Genomic DNA, 20,787 nt, shown 5'->3' on the forward strand with positions numbered 1-20,787 from the left:
ATCAGCAAAAACCATTCCATTTTGCTAAATGAAGGTATTTTTATGCAAGAAAAAACTAATACAACTTACAATCCAAAAGAAATTGAAGAAAAATATTATCGTTTTTGGGAAGAATCTGGGTATTTTGAAATTAACGGCAATGAAAAAATTCAAAAAGCAAACAAGAACTTTTGCATTATGCTTCCACCCCCAAATGTTACAGGAAGTCTTCACATAGGTCATGCACTCAATCACACTCTCATTGACATTATCGTCCGATACAAAAGAATGCAAGGCTTTAAAACTTTATGGCAACCCGGACTAGATCACGCAGGAATCGCCACACAAAATGTTGTCGAAAAACAACTTTTAGCACAAGGAATCAAAAAAGAAGAAATTGGAAGAGAAGCATTTATACAAAAAGTATGGGCTTGGAAAGAACAAAGTGGAGGAATGATTCTAAAGCAAATGAGAAAGCTTGGTAGCTCACCTGCATGGAGTAGAACTCGCTTTACAATGGATGAAGGCTTGCAAAATGCGGTTAAAGAAGTCTTTGTGAAACTCTATAATGAAGGCTTGATTATACAAGATAAATATCTCGTAAATTGGTGTACCCATGATGGAGCGCTATCGGATATTGAAGTAGAATACAAAGAAAATAATGGCAAACTTTATTATCTGCGTTATTTTTTAGAAGATTCTAAAGACTATATTATTGTAGCAACTACTCGTCCAGAAACTTATTTTGGAGATACTGCTGTTATGGTCAATCCAGAAGATTCTCGCTATTCTCATCTTATTGGGAAAAAAGTTATTTTGCCCTTGCTTAACAAAGCTATACCTATTATTGCAGATTCTCATGTTGATATGGAATTTGGGACAGGTGCAGTCAAAGTTACTCCAGCACACGATACTAATGATTATGAAGTAGGCAAAAGGCACAATTTAGAGCAAATCACAATTTTTGACAAAAAAGGGATTCTAAACGAATTTGCCGGAGAATTTGAAGGATTAGAGCGATTAGAAGCTAGAGAAAAAATTATCGCCAAACTACAAGAAACAGGCTTTATTGAAAAAATTGAAGATTACAAAAATCAAGTGGGACATTGTTACCGATGTGGAAATGTTGTTGAGCCTTATATCTCCAAACAATGGTTTTTAAAAAAAGAAATCGCGGCCAAAGCTATTGAAAAAATTAATGCTAACCAAAGCAATTTTTTCCCTCCTCAATGGAAAAACAATTACAATGCGTGGATGAAAGAATTGCGTGATTGGTGCATTTCAAGACAACTTTGGTGGGGACACCAAATCCCTGTATTTTATTGTGATTCTTGTTCTAATAAATGGGCAAGTGCCAAAACACAACTCCAATGCCCAAAATGCCAAAGCACAAATATCCACCAAGATCCCGATGTTTTAGATACTTGGTTTAGCTCTGCCTTGTGGGCATTTTCTACACTCGGATATGGAAATGGTAAATGGGGAGAAGGCACACTTTGGCAAAAAGATGATTTACAAAACTTTTATCCTAATTCCTTATTAATTACAGGTTTTGATATTTTGTTTTTTTGGGTTGCAAGAATGCTAATGATGGGAGAACATTTCCTCTTAGAACTTCCCTTCCCCAACATCTACCTCCATGCTCTTGTAAGAGATGAAAATGGACAAAAAATGAGTAAAAGCAAAGGGAATGTTGTCGATCCTTTAGAGTTAATCGAAAAATATAGTGCAGATGTCTTAAGATTCACCCTTGCTACTTTATGCGCACAAGGAAGAGATGTAAAACTTTCTTCAAATCAACTTGAGATTAGCAAAAATTTCACTAATAAACTTTATAATGCTGCAAATTTCCTGCTTCTTAATGCGCAAAAATTTCCTAATTTATCCGATATTCAAACACCCAAAACTCCACTTGGAAAATATATGGCAGAGCTTCTAAGCAAAACCATACAAGAAGTCCATCAGCATTTAGAATCTTACCGCTTCAATGATGGTGCAAATGCACTTTATCGTTTTTTATGGGGAGAATTTTGTGATTGGGGAATTGAATTTAGTAAAGCAGATAAGGATTCGATTTTAGAACTTGGAGCGATTTTCAAAGAATCTATGCTTTTATTGCACCCTTATATGCCATTTATCAGTGAATATTTGTGGCATAAACTCGATGGAAGCACTTTAGAAGAAAGTGGCTCTATCATGGTTAAACCCTACCCAACTTTTAAATATTGCGATAACTCTAATTTGCAAATTTTTGAATTAATTTCAGATTCTATTATTTCTATTCGTCGTGCCAAAACCACTATTGAACTTGCTAATCAAAAAATTCCAAAAGCCTATATCAAAAGCAATATCGCAATTTCAAAAGACTTTGCCCCTACTTTTGTAAAATATGTAAGCAAACTAGCAAAAGCAGAAGAAATAGAAATTACTAGCCAAAAAATCCCTCATTGTATCGTAGATATCACAGAAAAGGTCGAATCTTATATCCCTATACAAGAAATCAATCTAACGCCGATTATTTCAAGATTAGAAAAGCAACAAGAAAAAACACAAAAAGAAATTATCAAGCTTCAATCGATGCTAAAAAATGAAAAATTCATAGCCAATGCACCTGCACAAGTGCTTGAAACCAACAAGAAAGCATTGATTGAACAAGAAGAAAAATTGATTAAAATCCAAGCAGAATTAAAATCTCTAAAAGGCTAGCCCTTATAGAGATTTTGATAGATTCTAAGCATAGCAATAAACAATGCCGTAATCGCAGGTCCAAGCACAATTCCCCAAAAACCAAAACTAGATAGCCCAGCAATAATAGCAAAAAAGATTAACATTTCATTAATTTTTACAGGTTCTTCAATCAAAACTCGGTTAATAAATGCAATAATAAATGGCTTTACACCATTATCAGCAATCGTAGCAATCACGATAATCGAATACAAAGTGATAATAATAGCATTTGTAAAATTTCCCAAATACAATTCATAGCAAGCCACAGGTAGCCAAACTAAAGTTCCACCAACAACAGGAATCAGCGATGCAAAACCATAAAACACACCTAATAAAATCGCATTATACCCATAAAACGTCATCAAAATCCCAAATAACATACCCTGTAATACCATTGATAAAATCGAAGAATAAAACACGACACTAATCACGGCACTAACTTCATCATAAAGAGACTTGATTTGCTGTTTATCAATAGGGATAACTTCTATAAAATATTTTCCCAATTTATTTCCATAAAAATAAAAGAAAAACAAAAAAACGACAATAAAAACTGCATCACTCACAAAATAAATACTATTTGCAGAGAGTTTTGCAATAAATCCTAAAATCTTTTTTACTATCTCCGCCCAATCAATACTATTAATTCTCAAAAGCAAACTTTCTACTTCTTGTTGCACAGCACTTGGCAGATAGTCAAAAAACTGCCTACTAAAGTTGATTAATTTTTGTTGCATAAGAGCAAAAATATTTTGAAACCCATTTAAATCTACATTCGTCGCAAATGAGGCTAAATTTATCGCAACATAAAAAATAGGCATAAAGCACAACAAAAGCAACAACAAAGTCATCAACAAAGAAGAAAAAAATTCTGATTTAATTTTTTTGAGAATAATTTGAAAAATACTTTGGGTAGCAATAAAAAGCAAAAATGCAATCAATAGATTCATCAAAAAAGGAGAATATAGCTTAAGTAACGCAAGAAGCGTTAAAACAAAAGCTACTAAGAAAAAATAACTCCCTTTAGAATTAGACACCATTATTTTGCTTTTATCACATTACTTGGAGGATAAATAAATACACTTTCCCTCACTACTTCTATCTTTTCTTGAGAGTTAAGAGCATAAGCCCTAATTTTTAATGGAATGTGTGTATCTTTTTGCAAATCTTTAGAAAGATTCTCATCAGTATAAAGAACTACCACTTGTTTAAATTTCTCCCTTGGTTCAATTTTGAAAGGCTTAGAAGGGCGTTTGATTTTAATAGCTGGATTCCCCTGCACTTCAAAATAAAATTCATAAGCTTTATTATTAGTATTTTGAAAAAGGAAAATATAGGAATTTTCAACTCTATTGTTATCCCTAATAGTATAAAGCTCATTTCGATTAATATTTAATAGCATATTTTCTTTAGTGGAACTCATATACAATAACCCTGCAAACACAACCACCAAAGCAACCACATAAGCAATAGTTTTAAAACGCATATAACGCACTTTATCCCTCATTTCAATAGCTTGAGGGCTAGTCCATGAAATTAAACTTGGCTTACCCAGTTTAGCCATTACCTTGGTACATGCATCAGAACATTCCAAACAATTAATACACTCTAGCTGCATTCCCTTGCGAATATCAATATGAGTTGGACAAATCTTTACACACGCTTCACAGCCTGTACATTCTGCATTTGGAGTTTCTGGCTTTTTCCATAATTTAATCCCCTTAGCATCAAATACCACACCTCCACGCTTATAGTCATACACAGTCATAATTGTATCATTATCATACAAAACACTTTGGACACGGCTATAAGGACACATATAAATACAGAAATTTTCTTTAATAAAAATAATATCTGCAATCAAAAATGCCGTAATTCCTAGCCAAAAAATAAAAAGATATTTATGCTCTAAAGGATTTTGAATATAAGAGAAAAAGTCTGTTGGGGGGACAAAATACCACATAAAATTTGCAGCTGCAATAAGTGCCAAAACAACCCAAATAACAAAAGCTACAACTTTTTTAATTTTATTGATTCCTAGCGACATATCTGGCTCTAATTGACGATTTTCAATTCTTTTTCTTAGTTTTAGAATCTTTGTTTCAATTAAATCGCGGTATAAAACTCTAAAAATAGTTTGGGGACAGGCCCAACCACACCATACACGCCCCGCAAGAGTCGTCAAAAAGAAAATCATCAAAAACATTAAAATCAATAAAAATGGCATTAAATATAGTTCTTGCATATCAAATGCAACCCCAAATAAATGCAATTGTTTATGATCAAAAGACAAAAGAAAGATTTGATTCCCATTAATCTTGATAAAAGGGACACAAAAGATAATCAGTGTTGCTGCAAAATACACCCAATATCGCCTTTTAAAATACTGGTGTATTTTCAATTCTTGTTTATTTTCCATAATTCACAAACTCCGAAATTTTTGCAAAATTATACTACATCTTATAGGCAAAAGAGCTAAAATACTTTTGAATGAAATATTAGTTATTAAAATTTATAATTTATACTCACATCAGCACTAATGCCCTTTCTATCTAGCACATACCCTTTCCATTTAAAATCAATACTCAAAGGTATCTTCAAAGTAGGTTGAAACCCCATTGAAAACAATAAAGCAAGATAATCCCCTTCCAAAGATAATGATTCTAAATCATAGCCATTCACCGCACTTTTTATCTCATTATTTAATAATTTTTCCCAAGAGATTCCAATTGCCGTATTAAAATTATCTCTTCCATAACGAACCACAGAATCAACATTAAACGAATGTGCATAATTATTTTGTATAGTAAGGTGATCCATAGAATTATTACTCAACCCCACCTCATCTCCATCTACATAGCCAAAGTGATACCCAATACCTATATCCAATTTAAAATTCTCACTCAAATTGACGAGATAACCTCCACCCAAAGACAAAGAACCATAAGGGACAGAGCTTTTGAAATCCACCTTATCTTCTGTTTGATTATAAAAATAATCAAAATCTGTTTTGATCACTCCACCTTTTGCAACTGCTTTAGAATAAAATCCACTTTCAAAATCATACAAAAAAGCCAATCCTCCACCTACATAGCTATGCCCTACTTTGCCCACAATATTAGCCAAATCAGTTTTGGACTGCCCATAACCATTTTCAAAGAAAAGATTCGCCCAAAAAGTATTTTGATAATTCTTCAGAGCATTAAGCTGCATATGGAATCCGTGCATTTTGATATCTAAATTATTATAATGAGAATAACCACCACCCACATTTAAAAACACTTGAGTTTCACCTTCTTTTGCTTTCTCTTTATAATAATTAACTCCATCACTCATTCTTTCTTGAGATTCTCTTATAAAAGCCAAACTTCCAGCAAATGCTTGAGTTAAGCTCTTTGACTCTGGCGATATTTGCCTAGTATGCGGAAGATCTTCTAGTTTTAATTCATGTGAAAATATTTCTTCTTTTTGGGGAGTCCAAGTATCAAAAACAAAAGTTTCATTACCTCTAATCTGCGTATTTTCATCAACTTCAATTCCACTAGAAGCCCAAATAAGCTTTATATCATCTCCCACCTTTACATTTTGTGCAGAAATCACTAGCTTTTTCCCCTTTAAATCCAAAGAATCTCCCACATTATTTTGTTCATACTCTCCAATAATTAGAATATGTTTGTTGAGATTCTGCTCTTTTGCATGGAGATATAAGGTATCAAATCCAGCCAATCTTTCTTTTACTTGTATGTTTCCACTCACAAAAATAGAATTTCCCTCATCTATCCCACCACTTCCATCAAATCCCCCATATACACTTCCATTAATTACCGCTTCATCTTCTAACATCACTAAATTATATTTTGCATTAGCTCCATAGCCACCATAAACATTGTTTGCCCCTGTATTTCCATAAAGCACCACTGTATTATGCAAACTCTCATTTCCCTTACCGCCAATAGCCTCCTCTATACCCTGCGAATCTTTAATCATTACAAGATTATAATTTGAATGCCCGCTCTCTGATTCTCCCCCAATTACAGATAAATTTCCATTTATATTTTCCAAAGTAATATCATTATTGTTAGCACCACTTTTTGCATATCCGCCCACAATATTATGTTGCACACCCCCCAAAACAACCCCTTTAAGATTAATTTGATTCCCTATGGCTAATCTCTCTCCATAACCCCCATAAATATTATTAGAATTAATCTCTGCCCCTTCTTGAATAGTTACAAAATTTCTATCTGCATTTTCTGTCGTACTATGCCCCCCATAAATATCGCCTTCTACTTTGGCATTTTTGTGGATATTAATAAAATTACTATTAGCACCCAAAGTGCTTTCACCGCCTTTGACTTCTCCTGTTATAACCCCTTCAATCAAAACGCTATTTTCACTTGCCCTACCTTCTTCTGATTTCCCTCCATAGACATTTTTGGCATTTCCATAAACCTCTACAATATTATATGAGACATCGCCTTGTTTGGTATATCCAGAATATATATCTCCCTCTACATCTCCATAAAAGATTCCAAGATTATTCAAAGAATCTCCTCTTACCCCATATCCCACATAACTATTCTCCAAAATCTTTGCCCCATTTTCAATATAAATTTCATTTTCATCAGCAGACATTCCAACCCCACCATAAACTTCAGTGGCTTCTCCTCCATTAGCAATATAAATGCTATTAGCCCTCGCTAAACCATTTTTGCTATAACCTGAGACAGCCCTAAAAACCTTCCCATAAATATCCACCCCATTATCATAGGCACTTGCTTTGCTGTCTGTATATCCTCCAATTGCATTATTAGAAACCCCCTCTATTTTCACCAAATTAGCAATAACAGAGCCATTTTTAGAATACCCTCCAACAGCATTTGAAACCTCACCTTCCACCAATACCCTATTATCTTCCACATTTACCCAATAATACTCAGAATAACCTCCCAAAGCCAACCCATCAAAATCCGTTCTAATGGTAATTTGATTTCGCCTATAAGTTTGTCCATTTTGTTCTACTGGAGCAAACCATTTTTGATAATTTCCAGTAGGATTATTTTGTTCGCTAAAACCTTGATTTTCATTATCCATTACCAAATTTTGAGCCCATAGATAGTGAAACAGCATCACTCCGCCTATAACCCTTCTCATCTCTACCCCTCACTTTTCTATAATTTTTTAATCAAGCTACATTATACACCAATTTTAAAATAACATAATCTAAAATTTTACATTTATAATATTTTTTGCTATAATCCAAACTTTAAATTTTTAAAAAAGGTGGTGATTAGATGCCCGGTATCAAAGTGAGAGAAAACGAATCTTTTGATGATGCTTACAGAAAATTCAAAAAACAAGCCGATAGAAATTTGGTTGTTACTGAAAGCAGAGCAAGAAGATTCTTCGAACCAATGACCGAAAAGCGTAAAAAGCAAAAAATTAGCGCTCGCAAAAAAATGCTAAAGCGCTTATATATGCTTAGACGCTACGAATCAAGGCTCTAAAAACTTTGGGAGTTTTTCTCCCAAATCTACAAACCCTCTATATATTCTCTATTTTAATTGCTTCACTTAAATTTTTCATCGTTTATTGTTTTTGGAATGAAATTTGCTTCATCTCTATAAAATTAAATTAAGGAAAAATGATGAATATCGCAGACAAAAATACTTCCATGTGGGGCTTACTTAGCCAATCCTACAACAAAAATAACAACAATGAAAATAACATTACAGGCTATTCTTCGTCCAAAAGCGATTCTATTTTTGGCACTCAAGAAACCTCTAGCACTGATTTGGTTTCCAGTCTTTTTAGTCAAGAAAATAGCCTCTACTCACCAAGTCAAATTCAAGATTCTGTAGAAATCAGCAGTGATTTATCCAAAATGCAAAATTTTGCTTCAATTTTCTCGGGAGATTTGAAGAATCTTGGAAATGCAATGTATGAAAATGGCATTTTAAACAAAGAAGAGAAAATGGGTTATGACATTTTAATGAAACTTAATCCCACACTAGATACACAAACTACTCAAAATATTTTGCAAACTCCAACACTTAGTGAAGAAAATCGCAATTTACTCGCTAATGTAGATAAAAAAATTGGTGCAGTAAGATACTTTGGAGGATTCTAGTCTCCTCCAAACACCACATTCTTTTACACATTAAACCTAAAATGCATTACATCTCCATCTACCACAATATAATCTTTGCCCTCTACTCGCATAGCGCCAGCCTCTTTTGCTTTTGCCTCTCCGCCATATTTAATAAAATCCTCATAAGAGATTACCTCCGCACGGATAAAGCCTTTTTCAAAATCCTTATGAATCACACCAGCAGCCACAGGTGCTTTGTCTCCACGATGAATCGTCCAAGCCCTCACTTCTTTTACTCCTGCTGTAAAATAGCTAATCAAACCAAGTTTAGAAAATCCCAAACGAATCACCGCATTAAGACCGCTTTCTTTTACACCTAATTCTTGCAAAAATTCCTCTTGCTCTTCTTGACTTAATCCAACCAATTCCTCTTCTATTTTTGAACAAAGCTTAATCACCTCTGCACCATTTTTCTTAGCATATTCTCTTAATTGTTCCACAAATGAATTATCTGCATTCAATCCTACTTCATCGACATTTGCACCATAAATGATTTCTTTATTAGTGAGGAATCTCAATTCTTTATCCAAACCCAAAAAAACCTCATCTTTATTTCCAAAAGTCCTCACAGGATTCCCATTTTCAATATGATCCAAAAGCTCTTGTGCTACCTCTAAAGTTTTCTTTGCTTCTTTATCCGTCCCGCTTTTTGCCATTCTTGTGAGTTTTTCAACGCGTTTTTGAAGTGTTTGCATATCTGCAATCAAAAGTTCTGTCTCAATAATCTCCACATCACGCAAAGGATCGATACTCCCTTCTACATGCGTAATATTAGAATCCTCAAAACATCGCACAATATGCAAAATCACTTCAGTTTCTCTAATATTTGCCAAAAACTGATTCCCAAGTCCCTCGCCCTTACTTGCACCCTTTACCAATCCTGCAATATCCACAAATTCTACCACTGAATTTTGGATTCTTTCTGGATTGACAATCTTTGCTAATTCTTGCAACCTTGTATCTGGCACAGGCACAACAGCCTTATTTGGCTCAATAGTGCAAAAAGGATAATTAGCCGCTTGTGCGTTTTGTGTTTTTGTCAATGCATTAAAAGTAGTAGATTTTCCAACATTTGGTAAGCCTACAATCCCTATTGATAATCCCATATTTTTCCTTTATTTGATTTTATTTTTGATAAATTCCACACAAGCTCTAACACCTGCCCCACTTCCGCCAAAAGGATTCACACCCCAGCTTTTTTCTACATACGCAGGACCTGCAATATCCAAATGCAACCACTTATCCTTAAGAGATTCTTCGACAAATTCTCCCAAAAACATACCCGCAGTAATTGCACTTCCATAACGACTTGAAGGAATATTGCACAAATCAGCAACTTCAGATTTAAAAAGTTTCCCCAAATAAGGATTAAAGGGTAAAATTCCCGTAAGCTCTCCCACATTCCATGCAGCCGCCGCAAAATCCTCTTTTAACTTCTTATTATAACCCATTATACCAGTTGTATAATCTCCCAATGCCACGACACAAGCACCTGTTAGAGTTGCCAAATCCACAAGAAAATCCGGCTTCAAATCACTAGCAAAACTCAAACAATCTGCCAACACCAATCGCCCCTCTGCATCTGTATTTCGCACTTCAATACTTTTTTGGTTTCTTGCAATTAAAATATCATCTGGCTTATATGCATTACCGCCTATCATATTTTCTGCCAAGCCCAAGATTCCATGCACCTCTGCTTTAATTCCAAGTTTTGCTATAGTCTCCAAAATTCCAATTACAGCACATGCACCACTTTTATCTGCTTTCATGGTTGTCATATAATCTCCGGGTTTCAAGCTCAAACCCCCACTATCATAAGTCAAGCCTTTGCCCACAAAAACAAATTTGAGTAATTTTTCTCCTCTAGCAATTTTTGGTTTATAGCTTAAATGCACCAAATAAGGCTCATTAACACTAGCTCTTGCCACAGCCAAAAATGCACCCATTTTATCCTTTTCTAAAAACTTTTTATCATAAACTTTACACTCAAAACCACTTTTTTTTGCCAACTCTTTTGCATAATCTGCCACATATTTTGGAGTAGCTTGCTGGGGCGGAGTATTGACTAAATCTCTTACATTATTGATACTTTGTGCAAGTATTGTGGATTCTAAAATCCCATTTTGCAAAGTAGTCTTATCTATTTTTTTTGAAACAAGATAAACTTCGCTCAAATTTGTCTTGCTTTTTACGCTTTTAAACGCATCATAGCTATACATTCCAAGCAAAATCCCCAAACACACTTTTTGTATTTCTTCTTTTTTCTCTATTTCAATCGAAATGCTTTTAATTTTGAGTTTTTTGAGGCTTTGTATCGCATTTGCCAAAGCATCACTCAATGCGTTTGGAAACTCATAATTGTATTTTTCCAATCCCACAAAACAAGTTTTACTTTCACTCAAAAAACAGCACCCTTCGCCCTCAAAATTATGAATCTTTAACGCTTCTTTTTCTGTCTTACTAAGATTTGTAGGGAGTTTTTTGTCTCTTAAGAGTATGATTTTAACATCTGCTTGTTTTTCACTTGCTAATATTTTCATTTTTAGATTCTCCTATAATTTTTTTCTCAACTTTTTGTGTCATCTTGTGCAAATAATAATAAATCCCGCCACCAAGAATCACAACAAAAGGAATGGCAACATAATAATGTTCTTTGCCAAAATGCACCAATGCCAAAAGCTCTTCCCCAAAGAAATAAGCAAGCAAAATAGTAATAGCAGCCCACACCATTGCACTAATTAAATTAATAAAGGCAAAAGTTTTTGCACTATAACGCGTCACACCTATACTCATAGGAATGATAGTTCGCATTCCATACAAATAACGCTGCACAAAAATAATAGGCCAACCATATTTTTGCAAAAGCAAATGTGCAAAGGCAAATTTTCTTCGTTGCGTCTTAAGCTTTTTGTAAATAAATTGTTTGTTATAACGCCCAATATAAAAATAAATCTGATCCCCTACAAATCCACCTAATCCTGCAACCAAAATTGCAATAGGAATCACCATATGCCCTGTATGGCACATAATCCCTGCCATTATAAGCCCCAATTCACCTTCTAATATACTCCAAAGAAATAAAATAATATAACCATATTCTTGAAGCCATTGAATAAATAACTCTTCCATGTCCAATCTTTAAATCCAAAAATATAGCTTAGATTCTATCTAATTTTTGCTTAACAAACCCTCTTATCAATATTAATTCTCAACATTCTAATCTTTTTGAAAAACCAAAGAAATAGAATTCACACAATGCCTTACATTTTTCTTTGTAAATCCTTCTCCCCTAAAAATATGCCCCAAATGCCCTCCACATTTCGCACAAACAATCTCTATCCGACTTCCATCGCTATCAAGCTGCTCCATCACAGCCCCTTTAATACAATCATCAAAACTAGGCCAACCACAACCTGAATGGAATTTATCTTTAGAATCATACAAAATACTCCCGCATTGCTTGCACAAATAAACGCCTTTTTCAAAAAAATTTTCATATTCTCCGCTAAAAGGTGCTTCTGTTCCTTTATGCAAAATTACCCATTCTTCCTCGCTACTTAATTTCCTAAACATCAATCAATCCTAAAGCGCAAAATATTTTGCTTCTTTGTGTGGCACTATCAAAGCCGAAGTTGTTGCTTCTGGACTCATCTGATAAGTCTCACTCAAAGTAATCCCAAACTCTTGTGGCTTCAAAAGATTAAACAATCCCTCATTCAAAGCTAAATCTGGACAAGCTGGATAGCCAAAAGAGTATCTTTGCCCCTCTTTTTCTCCAAGCCCTAATTCCCTTCTCACTCTTTGATGCACAAAGTCCGCCAATGCTTCTGCCAACTCAACTCCTAATGCATGCACCAAATAATATTTATGGTATTGACTTTCTTGGTATAATTTTTCTTCAAAAGGTGCAAGATTTAACCCACTAGAAACCAAGTGCAAAGCACAAATATCTTGCTCTTTATTAAAATAATCCCCCAAACACAAATAAGGCTTCTTAGAGCTTCTAGGAAATAAAAAAGATTCCACATTTTTAAAATCGCAATTCTCACTCACTTCCAAAATAAGCCCCTGTGTTTTATCTTCTGGAATCTTAGTGCGTGTATGATAATATCCATAAAGCACTACTGGAGCAAAAATATTTTGTTCTATAAATTCTTTTTTCAACGATTCTAACATCGGCTCTAATTCATTTTCTTTGAGTTTTAAATATTCATCTTTTTTGAGTTTGCTATAACCCCAACGATGCTTAAACAATAAATCTTTATCCAAATAATCAAAAACTTCAAGAATCTCTTGATGAGATAATTGCAAAACTTTTCTACCAAAAAATGGAGGCTTATAAACCTCATAACTAAACTCTAATTCACATTTTATTGGTTTAAAAATTTCTTTTACCTCTAATTGTTTTTCAAGTTTTTTAGCCACTCTTTGTTCTAGCTTAGAATCTTCGTTTTTATTTTTTTGTGAAGGCAAAGTAATGTCACTAAAATCACCGCTTTGAATAATCTGCATTGCCGCAACACTATCAAAAGCGTCTTTGCAATAAAAAATCACCCCATCATAATTTGGACGGCAATACTCATCCACAAAATTTCGATTGAGTGCCGCTCCACCAAGCATAATAGGGATTTTAATCCCAAGCCTTTTTAATTCTTCTAAATTTTCCTTCATTACCAAAGTTGATTTTACAAGCAATCCGCTCATACCAATGCAATCTACTTTTTCCTTTTTAAGAACCTCTAAAAACTTCTCCAACTCCGCTTTAATACCGATATTAATCACATTAAAGCCATTGTTGCTTAGGATAATATCCACAAGATTCTTCCCTACATCATGCACATCACCTTTCACCGTCCCAATTACAATGGTAGTTTTATGAGAATTAGTTTTTTTAGGCAAAAACTCATTGAGATAATCGACACTTTTTTTCATTACCTCTGCACTTTGCAAAACAAAAGGAAGCTGCATTTCTCCAGCACCAAATCGCTCTCCAACAACCTTCATTGCATCAATTAAAATCTCATTAACAATCACTTCAGGATTAATTTCATCTTTTGCTACTGGGAGAATCTTTTGCATTGCATTTAAATCCCCCTCAATAAGATATTTTGAAATCCTCTCTTGTGTGCTTAAATGGCTTTCATCTTCTTTAGAATCCAAATCCAACCCAGACTTTTTTTCAAAATAACTAATAAAATCATACAAAGGTTGCGAAGTCTTTTGTGTATTAAAAATCAAATCTTCACACACTTGAATATCTTCACGCTCTAACCTAGCATAAGGAATAATATGTGCGACATTTACAATTGCAGAAGTTAAACCCTTTTGGATTGCATGATACAAAAACACCGAATTTAAGCAGATTCTACCCTCTTTGCTAAGTCCAAAAGAAATATTAGAAAGCCCCAAAGTGCTTCCAGCTTTGGGATAGATTTTCATAATCTCTTCAATAGCCCCCAAAGTCTCCATTCCAGCAGTAAAATATTCTTCATCTCCGCTACCAATAGTAAAGGTAAGTGGATCAAAAATAATATCTTCCTCCCTCAAATGATGCACTTCTATGGCTCTTTGCATCATTCTTTTTGCACACTCCACTTTTCTTTCTTTTGTTTTGCACATTCCTTTTTCATCGATTGTTAAACACACCAAAACACAACCAAACTTTTTAGCCAATCCTGCTACTTTATCAAATTTTTCAATCCCATCTTCTAAGTTTGCAGAATTAATAATACATCTCCCACCAATTAGCTTTAATGCAATTTCTAAAGCTGTTACTTGTGTAGAATCAGGCATAAGCGGCAATGGAATCTTTGTAGCATACAAAGAAATCAACTCTTGCATATCTTTACTTTCATCTCGCCCAGCAAAAGCCACGCTTACATCAAGCACATGTGCGCCCTTTTTGACCTGATCACTCCCAACTCCCAAAGCTCCTTCATAATTTTCATTCAACAATAATTCTCTAAAAGCTTTAGAACCTGTTGCATTAGAACGCTCTCCTATTAGAAGTGGTGCGGGATTTTGCTTAAGCTCATATGCTCCAAACAAAGAAGCAATACTAGGCTTGTATTCTCCTTTTGGAAGAGATGGAATTTTATCTTTGGTTTTTTCTACAAGCTTTTGAATGTGTTTAGGTGTTGTCCCACAACATCCCCCAAGTAATGCTACACCCGGAATCTTCAAAAACTCACTTTCAATCTCACTAAATTCCTCTGCTTCCATCGGATAGTAAGTGACTCCACCTTTGTTTTGCGGCAACCCTGCATTTGCGTGAATAGAAATAGGAAATTTACTAACTTGACTTAATTCCAATAAATATTTCTTTGCCAAATCCGGACCCAATCCACAATTAATCCCCAAAGAAAAAATATCAAATGGCTCTAAAATATAAAATAATGTAGCAATATCTGTCCCAATTAGCATTGAGCCATTTGTTTCGATAGTTGCTGAAACCATAATAGGAATCTCTTTGTCAATCTCTCTAATGGCGTGCAAGGCAGCTTTTATCTGCAAGGGATCTTGAGCGGTTTCTAGCAAAATCAAATCTACATTTGCCTCTTTAAAGCCACTCACAACCTTACAATACCCCAAAAACATCGTATCATAATCAATATGCCCAAGACTAGGCAATTTTGTCCCCGGACCCAAAGACCCAGCCACAAACAAAGCATCTTTTTGATTCTCTAAAGGCTTGTGTTTTAACATCGCCTCTTTTGCTAATTGCACCCCAAGTTTAGCAATTTCTTTTGAATGCTCTTGCATCTCATATTCTGCCAAAACCCATTCCATAGCCCCAAAGGTATTACTTGTAATAATATTAGCCCCTGCTTGAAGATAGCTTGTATAAATCTCATCAATAATCTGCGGACTATAAAGATTCAATGCTTCTGTGCAGCCTGCTAGGCTTTCTCCTTTGGCATTTCTGCCCCATTTTATATTTTCCTTTTTTTGTATTTCTGTCCCCATTGCTCCATCGAGGATTAAAACTTGTTTTTGGATTAATTCTTGCAATTTTTTCTTCATTTTTCCTACTTTCTTTGTTTTTTACTCACCCTATTCAACCAAAACCAAAGCCCACCAAAAAGTATTATTATAAATATAGGTGCCAAATAAGGATATTCACCCAATAAATCTATACCTTTGATGATAATTTCTCCCAAAAAATACCCCAAAAGTCCAATACTCACTCCCCACAGCACAGCCCCTAAAGCATTATAAAAGCTAAATTTTACAAAACTATAACTTGTTAATGCCACAGCAAAAGGCACGAGCGTTTTTAAACCATAAACATATTTTTTAAGCACCAAAATAATTGACCCATAACGCTTCATTAGCAAATGAATATAAGCCAATTTCCTACGATGCTTTGAAAGATATGGCATCATTCCTTGTTTTTGATAACGTGCCAAATAAAAAAGTGCCATATCTCCCAAAAAATTTGCAAAAACTGCCACAAAAATACTTATTGTCAAATCCATTTTTCCAGCATAGCTTAAAACACTTGCTCCAACAAGCGCTACAAATCCTCCTCCTAGAGAATATAAAAATAAAATAATATAACCATATTTCACAATCAAATCAATTGTTTCTTGCATTTTTAAGCCCTTTATGAAAATAACTCTTATTTTAAATTGCCATTATATCAAATAATCCTAACTATTTTATTTCAAAATCAATATTTTACACTACTCAAAAACAATCCATTAGGCGGTGCTGGGATAGAAAAGATTCTTTCTCCCAAAAGCTGCTTTTTCAAATCTGATATTTGCAAATTCCCCTTATCAATCTCTAGCAAATATCCAACCATTAATCGAATTTGAGAACGCAAGAATCCATTTCCCCAAAATAAAAAAATATAAAATTTTCCCCTTTTTAACAATCGAGCCTTATAAATTTCCCTCACACTTCCTTTAGTGCCACTGCCATCATTTTTCATAAAAGCCTTAAAATTATGCAACCCCTCAAATTCCTTCAAAGCTTCCTTGATTATCCCTACATTTTGAAAACAATAATAATGTGCAAAAGGGGCAATAAATGGTGAATATTCTTGAGAAATCACATAGCAATACCCTCTTCTTTTTGCATTAAATCGTGCATGAAAATCATCATCTACCTGCCAAATCTTTTTAATTTTAACAAGAGGATATAATTTCAAATTTAAAATTTCTTGTAATTTTTGTAAATCCTTGTGAAAATCTGGAATCTTCAAAGAAATCACCTGAGCACTAGCATGAACTCCCTTATCTGTCCTCCCACTGCCAATAATCTTTTCAAAAATCCCAACACTCCCAAAAACCTCTTCCAAAAACCCACTTACAGATTGTCTATCCTTTTGCTTTTGGAATCCGCAAAAATTTGCACCATTATAGGCAATTTTCATTGCCACTTTCATCATCAATAATACCTTCTCACAAATCGCTGATAACCAAAATACCCCACTAATCCCCAAACAATAGGCAATAACACCATTCCAATAAGTGGCAAATAATTAGCAACCAAATAAGTTAGAGCATAAAACACTCCAATTATTAGCATTGATTGCAAAATCGTATGATTTCTTTGGTATCTAGGATTCTTAACGCCCAAAAGCGGGAAAAAATACAAACTCACAAAAGGAAACAAAGACATTAGCACATACATACTCAAATCCCTTAAAGTTTTCCTTTGTCTATCATTTTCATAGAATGCCCTATTCCAATATTCAAAAACACCCAAATTTTCTCCACTAATATCTGTAATGCTATTACGCAAAATCAAGGTTTTAAAAGCTATTTTTTCAATTGCATTTTCATCGGGACGATAAATTTTTCCATTATCCAAAATCGCCTCCATAACGCCATCTTTATTGATAATTTTGGCATCTTTAGCAAAAATTAGCCCACCTTCTTTTCCAAAGGAAAGCAAAACAATATCTTTATAACTCATATCTTCGTGATTTTCTTTTACATATACAAGCCAATTTCCCAGTTTCTGCCCAAATTCTCCAGCTTGCAAATTAATATTAATGCTATTTTTTCGCTCTTCTAAAAACTGCCGATATGCCAAATCGCTTAATGGCGTCAAAATAAGCGACAAGATAAAAAGAGAAATGCTTGCTAATAAAGCAATGGGGAAAAATATCTTTATAATTTTATTAGGACTCATTCCCAAAGCAAATAAAACAGGCAATTCATAATCAAAAGAAAGCCTTGATAATGAAAGCGCACAAGCCACAAAAAAACTCAATGGTATCACAAAAAACAACATCAAAGGCAAAGTATAAAAATACAAAGAAAGCAACTCTAAAAAGCTAATTTGCACGACAAAAGTTACACCTGCAATGCGTATAAAAATCACCACTGAAGCAATAAAAAATAACACCAAAAAAGTTGGAAAAAATATCTGCGAAAAACTATGGAATAAATAATTTTTAATTCTCAAAAAAATATCCTATTTAAATTCTCAAAAAAATAATTTTATATTCTACACAAAATGCACTAAATTTTTACAAAAATCACAAAAACTTCAAACTCATAAGCCCTATAACACTCAAAAACCCAATAAACAAAAAAGGCACAAAAGGTACTAAAGATTTTCTAGCAAAAAGCATAAAAACTAGTGCATAGCCGCTAGCAAACAAAGTCGCTAAACTACCACCAAATATTCCCAAACTCGCCCCCAACGCTCCAAATACAATTATATCCCCTTCACCCAATACCTCTTTTTTGAAAATACTCCCCACAAAAAGACGCAAAAAACTCGCTATCCCCATAAACAAAAAAGCACGCACAAATGATTCAACCCAAGAATCCAATAACCACTTTGCCTCTCCAAACAATCCCCCAAAAACCACAGCAAATGCCAAATTCAAAAAATTCAAACTATCTGGAATCTCAAAAAACTGCCAATCTATCACACTTAAAACATAAAAATTCAAAAGCAACAAAAAGCAAACTATCCCAAATATTCCATAGCAATAAAAACTAAAAAATGCAAAAATTCCGCCCAAAATTTCACTCAAGCAATACCAAAATGGAATCCAATTCCCACAACAGCGACTTTTACCCCTCAAAAATACATAAGAAAATATCGGTATTTTATCTCTCCATTGCAAAAACTTTTTGCATTTAGGACAAAAAGAAGAAGGTATAACAATGCTAATATTTTTGGGAATCCTAAAAATCAATACATTTCCAAAAGAACCTAAAGCTATCCCAAAAAGCACCACAAATACAAATTCCATTTCACCACCTTAAAATATGCTATAATTCTACCATTAATTTTTAAGGTTTTTAATGCAAAATATTGCGGTTTTTGGAGGCTCTTTTGACCCGCCACATTTAGGGCATTTAGAAATTATCCAAAGTGTATTTAGATTTTTGACCATAGAAAGACTCTTTGTAGTTCCAGCTTTTTTAAATCCTTTTAAAACACATTCTCTTTTTTCCCCACAAAAACGCTTAGAATGGCTAAAGATTCTAACCCAAGATATGCCTTTACCTATTGAAATCTTAGATTTTGAAATCAATCAAAACAAACCCACCCCAACCATAGAAACTATAAAATTTATCCAACACACCTACAAGCCCCAAAAAATCTATCTTATATTAGGGGCAGACAATCTCAAAAATCTCACAAAATGGCATCAATACAAAAACTTAAAAAATCAAGTGGAATTTGTTATAATTCCAAGAGCGCATTACAAAATAGATTCTAAATACCAAGCCTTACCAGTAGAAAAAATACCCATTAGCTCTACGCAAATCAAAGAAATGCTAGACAAGCAAGACAGCAAGGCATTAGAATTTATACCAAAAATGATTCTCAATGATATTTTAAAGGAAACAAATTGCAAAACAATAGACAAGAGATTATCCATTTTATCCAACAACTCCTAGAGGACAAAAAAGGCGAAAATATCGAAATCTTTGACCTCAAAGATACAGATTATTTTGTAGATTATGTGATGATTGCTACTGCTTTTGTTGATAAACATGCACTTGCATTATTAGATACACTAAAAAAAGAGCTCAAACAAAAAGGGGAGAGTTTTTTCAATATTGATGATGAGAATCCAGATTGGATTGTCGCGGATTTAGGGGATATTATTGTGCATATCTTCACAGAAAATCAACGCAAAAAATTCAATCTTGAAGAATTTCTATCAAAAATAGCAATGCAACAAAGGCTAGAATCTTAGCCTTTATAAACATTTAACGCCGCAAAACTCTGAGTAGTTGGCATCATCTCCAAAGTATTAACATTTACATGCTTAGGCAAAGTTGCCACCCAATACACCGCTTCTGCAATATCTTGTGGCTTGAGTGCATTTGAATTTTTATAAAGCTCATCAACTTTTTCCTTATCTCCCTTAAAGCGAACCAAAGAAAATTCACTATCACTAGAAAGACCCGGTTCAATATCACTTACCCTCACATTTGTTCCAGCTAAATCCGCTCTTAGATTAAGTGCAAACTGCCTTACAAACGCTTTGCTTGCCCCATAAACATTACCGCCCGGATATGGCCATCTCCCAGCAATTGAACCCAAAGTAATAATATGCCCACTCTTTCTCTTTACCATTTGCGGTAAAACCAAATGGGTAATATAGGCTAATGCCTTGATATTAACTTCTATCATTTGCTCCCAATCTGCAAAATCACATTCACTAGCCCCCGCCATCCCCAATGCCAATCCCGCATTATTCACCAATACATCAATTTCCCTATAATCTTGTGGCAAGGATTCCAAATGGGCTTTTACCTTTGCTTTATCGCAAATATCACAAGGCAAAATTACACATTCTCCAATTTCCTTTTGCAATTCCTCTAATCTCTCTTTGCGTCTTGCCAACGCAATGATCTTATGTCCATTTTTTGCAAATATTCTTGCAATTTCTCTACCAAATCCAGCTGAAGCACCTGTTACCAATACTACCATAATTTTATCCT

18 protein-coding genes are annotated in these 20,787 nt (G+C 34.2%); 5 read left to right on the top strand and 13 right to left on the bottom strand.

Annotated elements, in window-relative coordinates; all coding sequences use genetic code 11:
• The first annotated feature begins 42 nt into the window (after nucleotides 1–42).
• Entirely contained in the window at nucleotides 43–2,685 is a 2,643-nt protein-coding gene (locus tag JJQ98_RS01770) for a valine--tRNA ligase (RefSeq protein WP_151104662.1), read from the top strand.
• Here JJQ98_RS01770 and JJQ98_RS01775 read toward each other — a convergent pair.
• The 3 genes from JJQ98_RS01775 to JJQ98_RS01785 all read right to left on the bottom strand — a co-directional run bounded on the left by JJQ98_RS01775 (nucleotide 2,682) and on the right by JJQ98_RS01785 (nucleotide 7,860).
• A complete protein-coding gene (locus JJQ98_RS01775; protein WP_065826826.1) occupies nucleotides 2,682–3,746 on the bottom strand; it encodes an AI-2E family transporter in 1,065 nt (354 codons plus the stop codon). The genes JJQ98_RS01770 and JJQ98_RS01775 overlap by 4 nt on opposite strands.
• Nucleotides 3,746–5,125: a cytochrome c oxidase accessory protein CcoG gene (gene ccoG / locus JJQ98_RS01780; protein WP_065826825.1), complete on the bottom strand. Its 1,380-nt coding sequence runs from the start codon at nucleotides 5,123–5,125 to the stop codon at nucleotides 3,746–3,748. Before ccoG ends, JJQ98_RS01775 begins: the two co-directional genes overlap by 1 nt.
• Before the next feature lie 86 nt (nucleotides 5,126–5,211).
• Complete coding sequence (locus tag JJQ98_RS01785; RefSeq protein ID WP_151104663.1) at nucleotides 5,212–7,860, bottom strand: autotransporter outer membrane beta-barrel domain-containing protein; 2,649 nt, start codon at nucleotides 7,858–7,860, stop codon at nucleotides 5,212–5,214.
• Nucleotides 7,861–8,000: 140 nt separating this feature from the next.
• Here JJQ98_RS01785 and rpsU point away from each other — a divergent pair, with 140 nt between their 5' ends.
• Nucleotides 8,001–8,213, top strand: a complete 213-nt coding sequence (gene rpsU, locus JJQ98_RS01790; RefSeq protein WP_005020782.1) for a 30S ribosomal protein S21 — start codon at nucleotides 8,001–8,003, stop codon at nucleotides 8,211–8,213.
• Nucleotides 8,214–8,350: 137 nt separating this feature from the next.
• Entirely contained in the window at nucleotides 8,351–8,836 is a 486-nt protein-coding gene (locus JJQ98_RS01795) for a hypothetical protein (protein ID WP_247596649.1), read from the top strand.
• A gap of 23 nt (nucleotides 8,837–8,859) precedes the next feature.
• Here the strand turns inward: JJQ98_RS01795 and ychF are convergent, their stop codons facing one another.
• The 9 genes from ychF to JJQ98_RS01840 all read right to left on the bottom strand — a co-directional run bounded on the left by ychF (nucleotide 8,860) and on the right by JJQ98_RS01840 (nucleotide 19,079).
• On the bottom strand, nucleotides 8,860–9,963 hold the full coding sequence (gene ychF, locus JJQ98_RS01800; RefSeq protein WP_060662593.1) for a redox-regulated ATPase YchF: 1,104 nt from the start codon (nucleotides 9,961–9,963) through the stop codon (nucleotides 8,860–8,862).
• 9 nt (nucleotides 9,964–9,972) lie between these two features.
• On the bottom strand, nucleotides 9,973–11,397 hold the full coding sequence (locus tag JJQ98_RS01805) for a leucyl aminopeptidase (RefSeq protein WP_151104664.1): 1,425 nt from the start codon (nucleotides 11,395–11,397) through the stop codon (nucleotides 9,973–9,975).
• Nucleotides 11,378–11,986 carry a DedA family protein gene (locus tag JJQ98_RS01810; RefSeq protein ID WP_005020776.1) on the bottom strand — a complete coding sequence of 203 codons (609 nt, stop codon included), beginning with the start codon at nucleotides 11,984–11,986 and terminating at the stop codon, nucleotides 11,378–11,380. Before JJQ98_RS01810 ends, JJQ98_RS01805 begins: the two co-directional genes overlap by 20 nt.
• Nucleotides 11,987–12,073: 87 nt before the next feature.
• The gene (locus JJQ98_RS01815) at nucleotides 12,074–12,430 is read right to left on the bottom strand and encodes a methionine-R-sulfoxide reductase (protein WP_151104665.1); all 357 of its coding nucleotides are present in this window, start codon (nucleotides 12,428–12,430) and stop codon (nucleotides 12,074–12,076) included.
• Between the two features lie 9 nt (nucleotides 12,431–12,439).
• Nucleotides 12,440–15,880: a methionine synthase gene (gene metH / locus JJQ98_RS01820; RefSeq protein ID WP_170252199.1), complete on the bottom strand. Its 3,441-nt coding sequence runs from the start codon at nucleotides 15,878–15,880 to the stop codon at nucleotides 12,440–12,442.
• A 5-nt stretch (nucleotides 15,881–15,885) separates the two neighbouring features.
• Complete coding sequence (locus JJQ98_RS01825; RefSeq protein WP_054194799.1) at nucleotides 15,886–16,452, bottom strand: DedA family protein; 567 nt, start codon at nucleotides 16,450–16,452, stop codon at nucleotides 15,886–15,888.
• A 77-nt stretch (nucleotides 16,453–16,529) separates the two neighbouring features.
• Nucleotides 16,530–17,252 (bottom strand): tRNA pseudouridine(38-40) synthase TruA, encoded by a 723-nt coding sequence (gene truA, locus JJQ98_RS01830; protein ID WP_151104666.1) that lies wholly within the window; start codon nucleotides 17,250–17,252, stop codon nucleotides 16,530–16,532.
• Entirely contained in the window at nucleotides 17,252–18,277 is a 1,026-nt protein-coding gene (locus JJQ98_RS01835) for an LptF/LptG family permease (protein ID WP_151104667.1), read from the bottom strand. The genes truA and JJQ98_RS01835 overlap by 1 nt, the downstream gene beginning before the upstream one ends.
• Nucleotides 18,278–18,350: 73 nt before the next feature.
• Nucleotides 18,351–19,079 carry a prepilin peptidase gene (locus JJQ98_RS01840; protein WP_151104668.1) on the bottom strand — a complete coding sequence of 243 codons (729 nt, stop codon included), beginning with the start codon at nucleotides 19,077–19,079 and terminating at the stop codon, nucleotides 18,351–18,353.
• Nucleotides 19,080–19,131: 52 nt separating this feature from the next.
• Here JJQ98_RS01840 and nadD point away from each other — a divergent pair, with 52 nt between their 5' ends.
• Together nadD and rsfS are read left to right on the top strand one after the other, a co-directional pair.
• Nucleotides 19,132–19,734, top strand: a complete 603-nt coding sequence (gene nadD / locus JJQ98_RS01845) for a nicotinate (nicotinamide) nucleotide adenylyltransferase (RefSeq protein WP_151104669.1) — start codon at nucleotides 19,132–19,134, stop codon at nucleotides 19,732–19,734.
• On the top strand, nucleotides 19,686–20,036 hold the full coding sequence (gene rsfS, locus JJQ98_RS01850) for a ribosome silencing factor (protein ID WP_005020767.1): 351 nt from the start codon (nucleotides 19,686–19,688) through the stop codon (nucleotides 20,034–20,036). Before nadD ends, rsfS begins: the two co-directional genes overlap by 49 nt.
• Here rsfS and JJQ98_RS01855 read toward each other — a convergent pair.
• Nucleotides 20,033–20,779, bottom strand: a complete 747-nt coding sequence (locus JJQ98_RS01855; protein WP_210670771.1) for an SDR family oxidoreductase — start codon at nucleotides 20,777–20,779, stop codon at nucleotides 20,033–20,035. The genes rsfS and JJQ98_RS01855 overlap by 4 nt on opposite strands.
• Between the last annotated feature and the right edge of the window lie 8 nt (nucleotides 20,780–20,787).

This window comes from Helicobacter pullorum NCTC 12824 (assembly GCF_017979475.1).
Classification (GTDB): domain Bacteria; phylum Campylobacterota; class Campylobacteria; order Campylobacterales; family Helicobacteraceae; genus Helicobacter_D; species Helicobacter_D pullorum.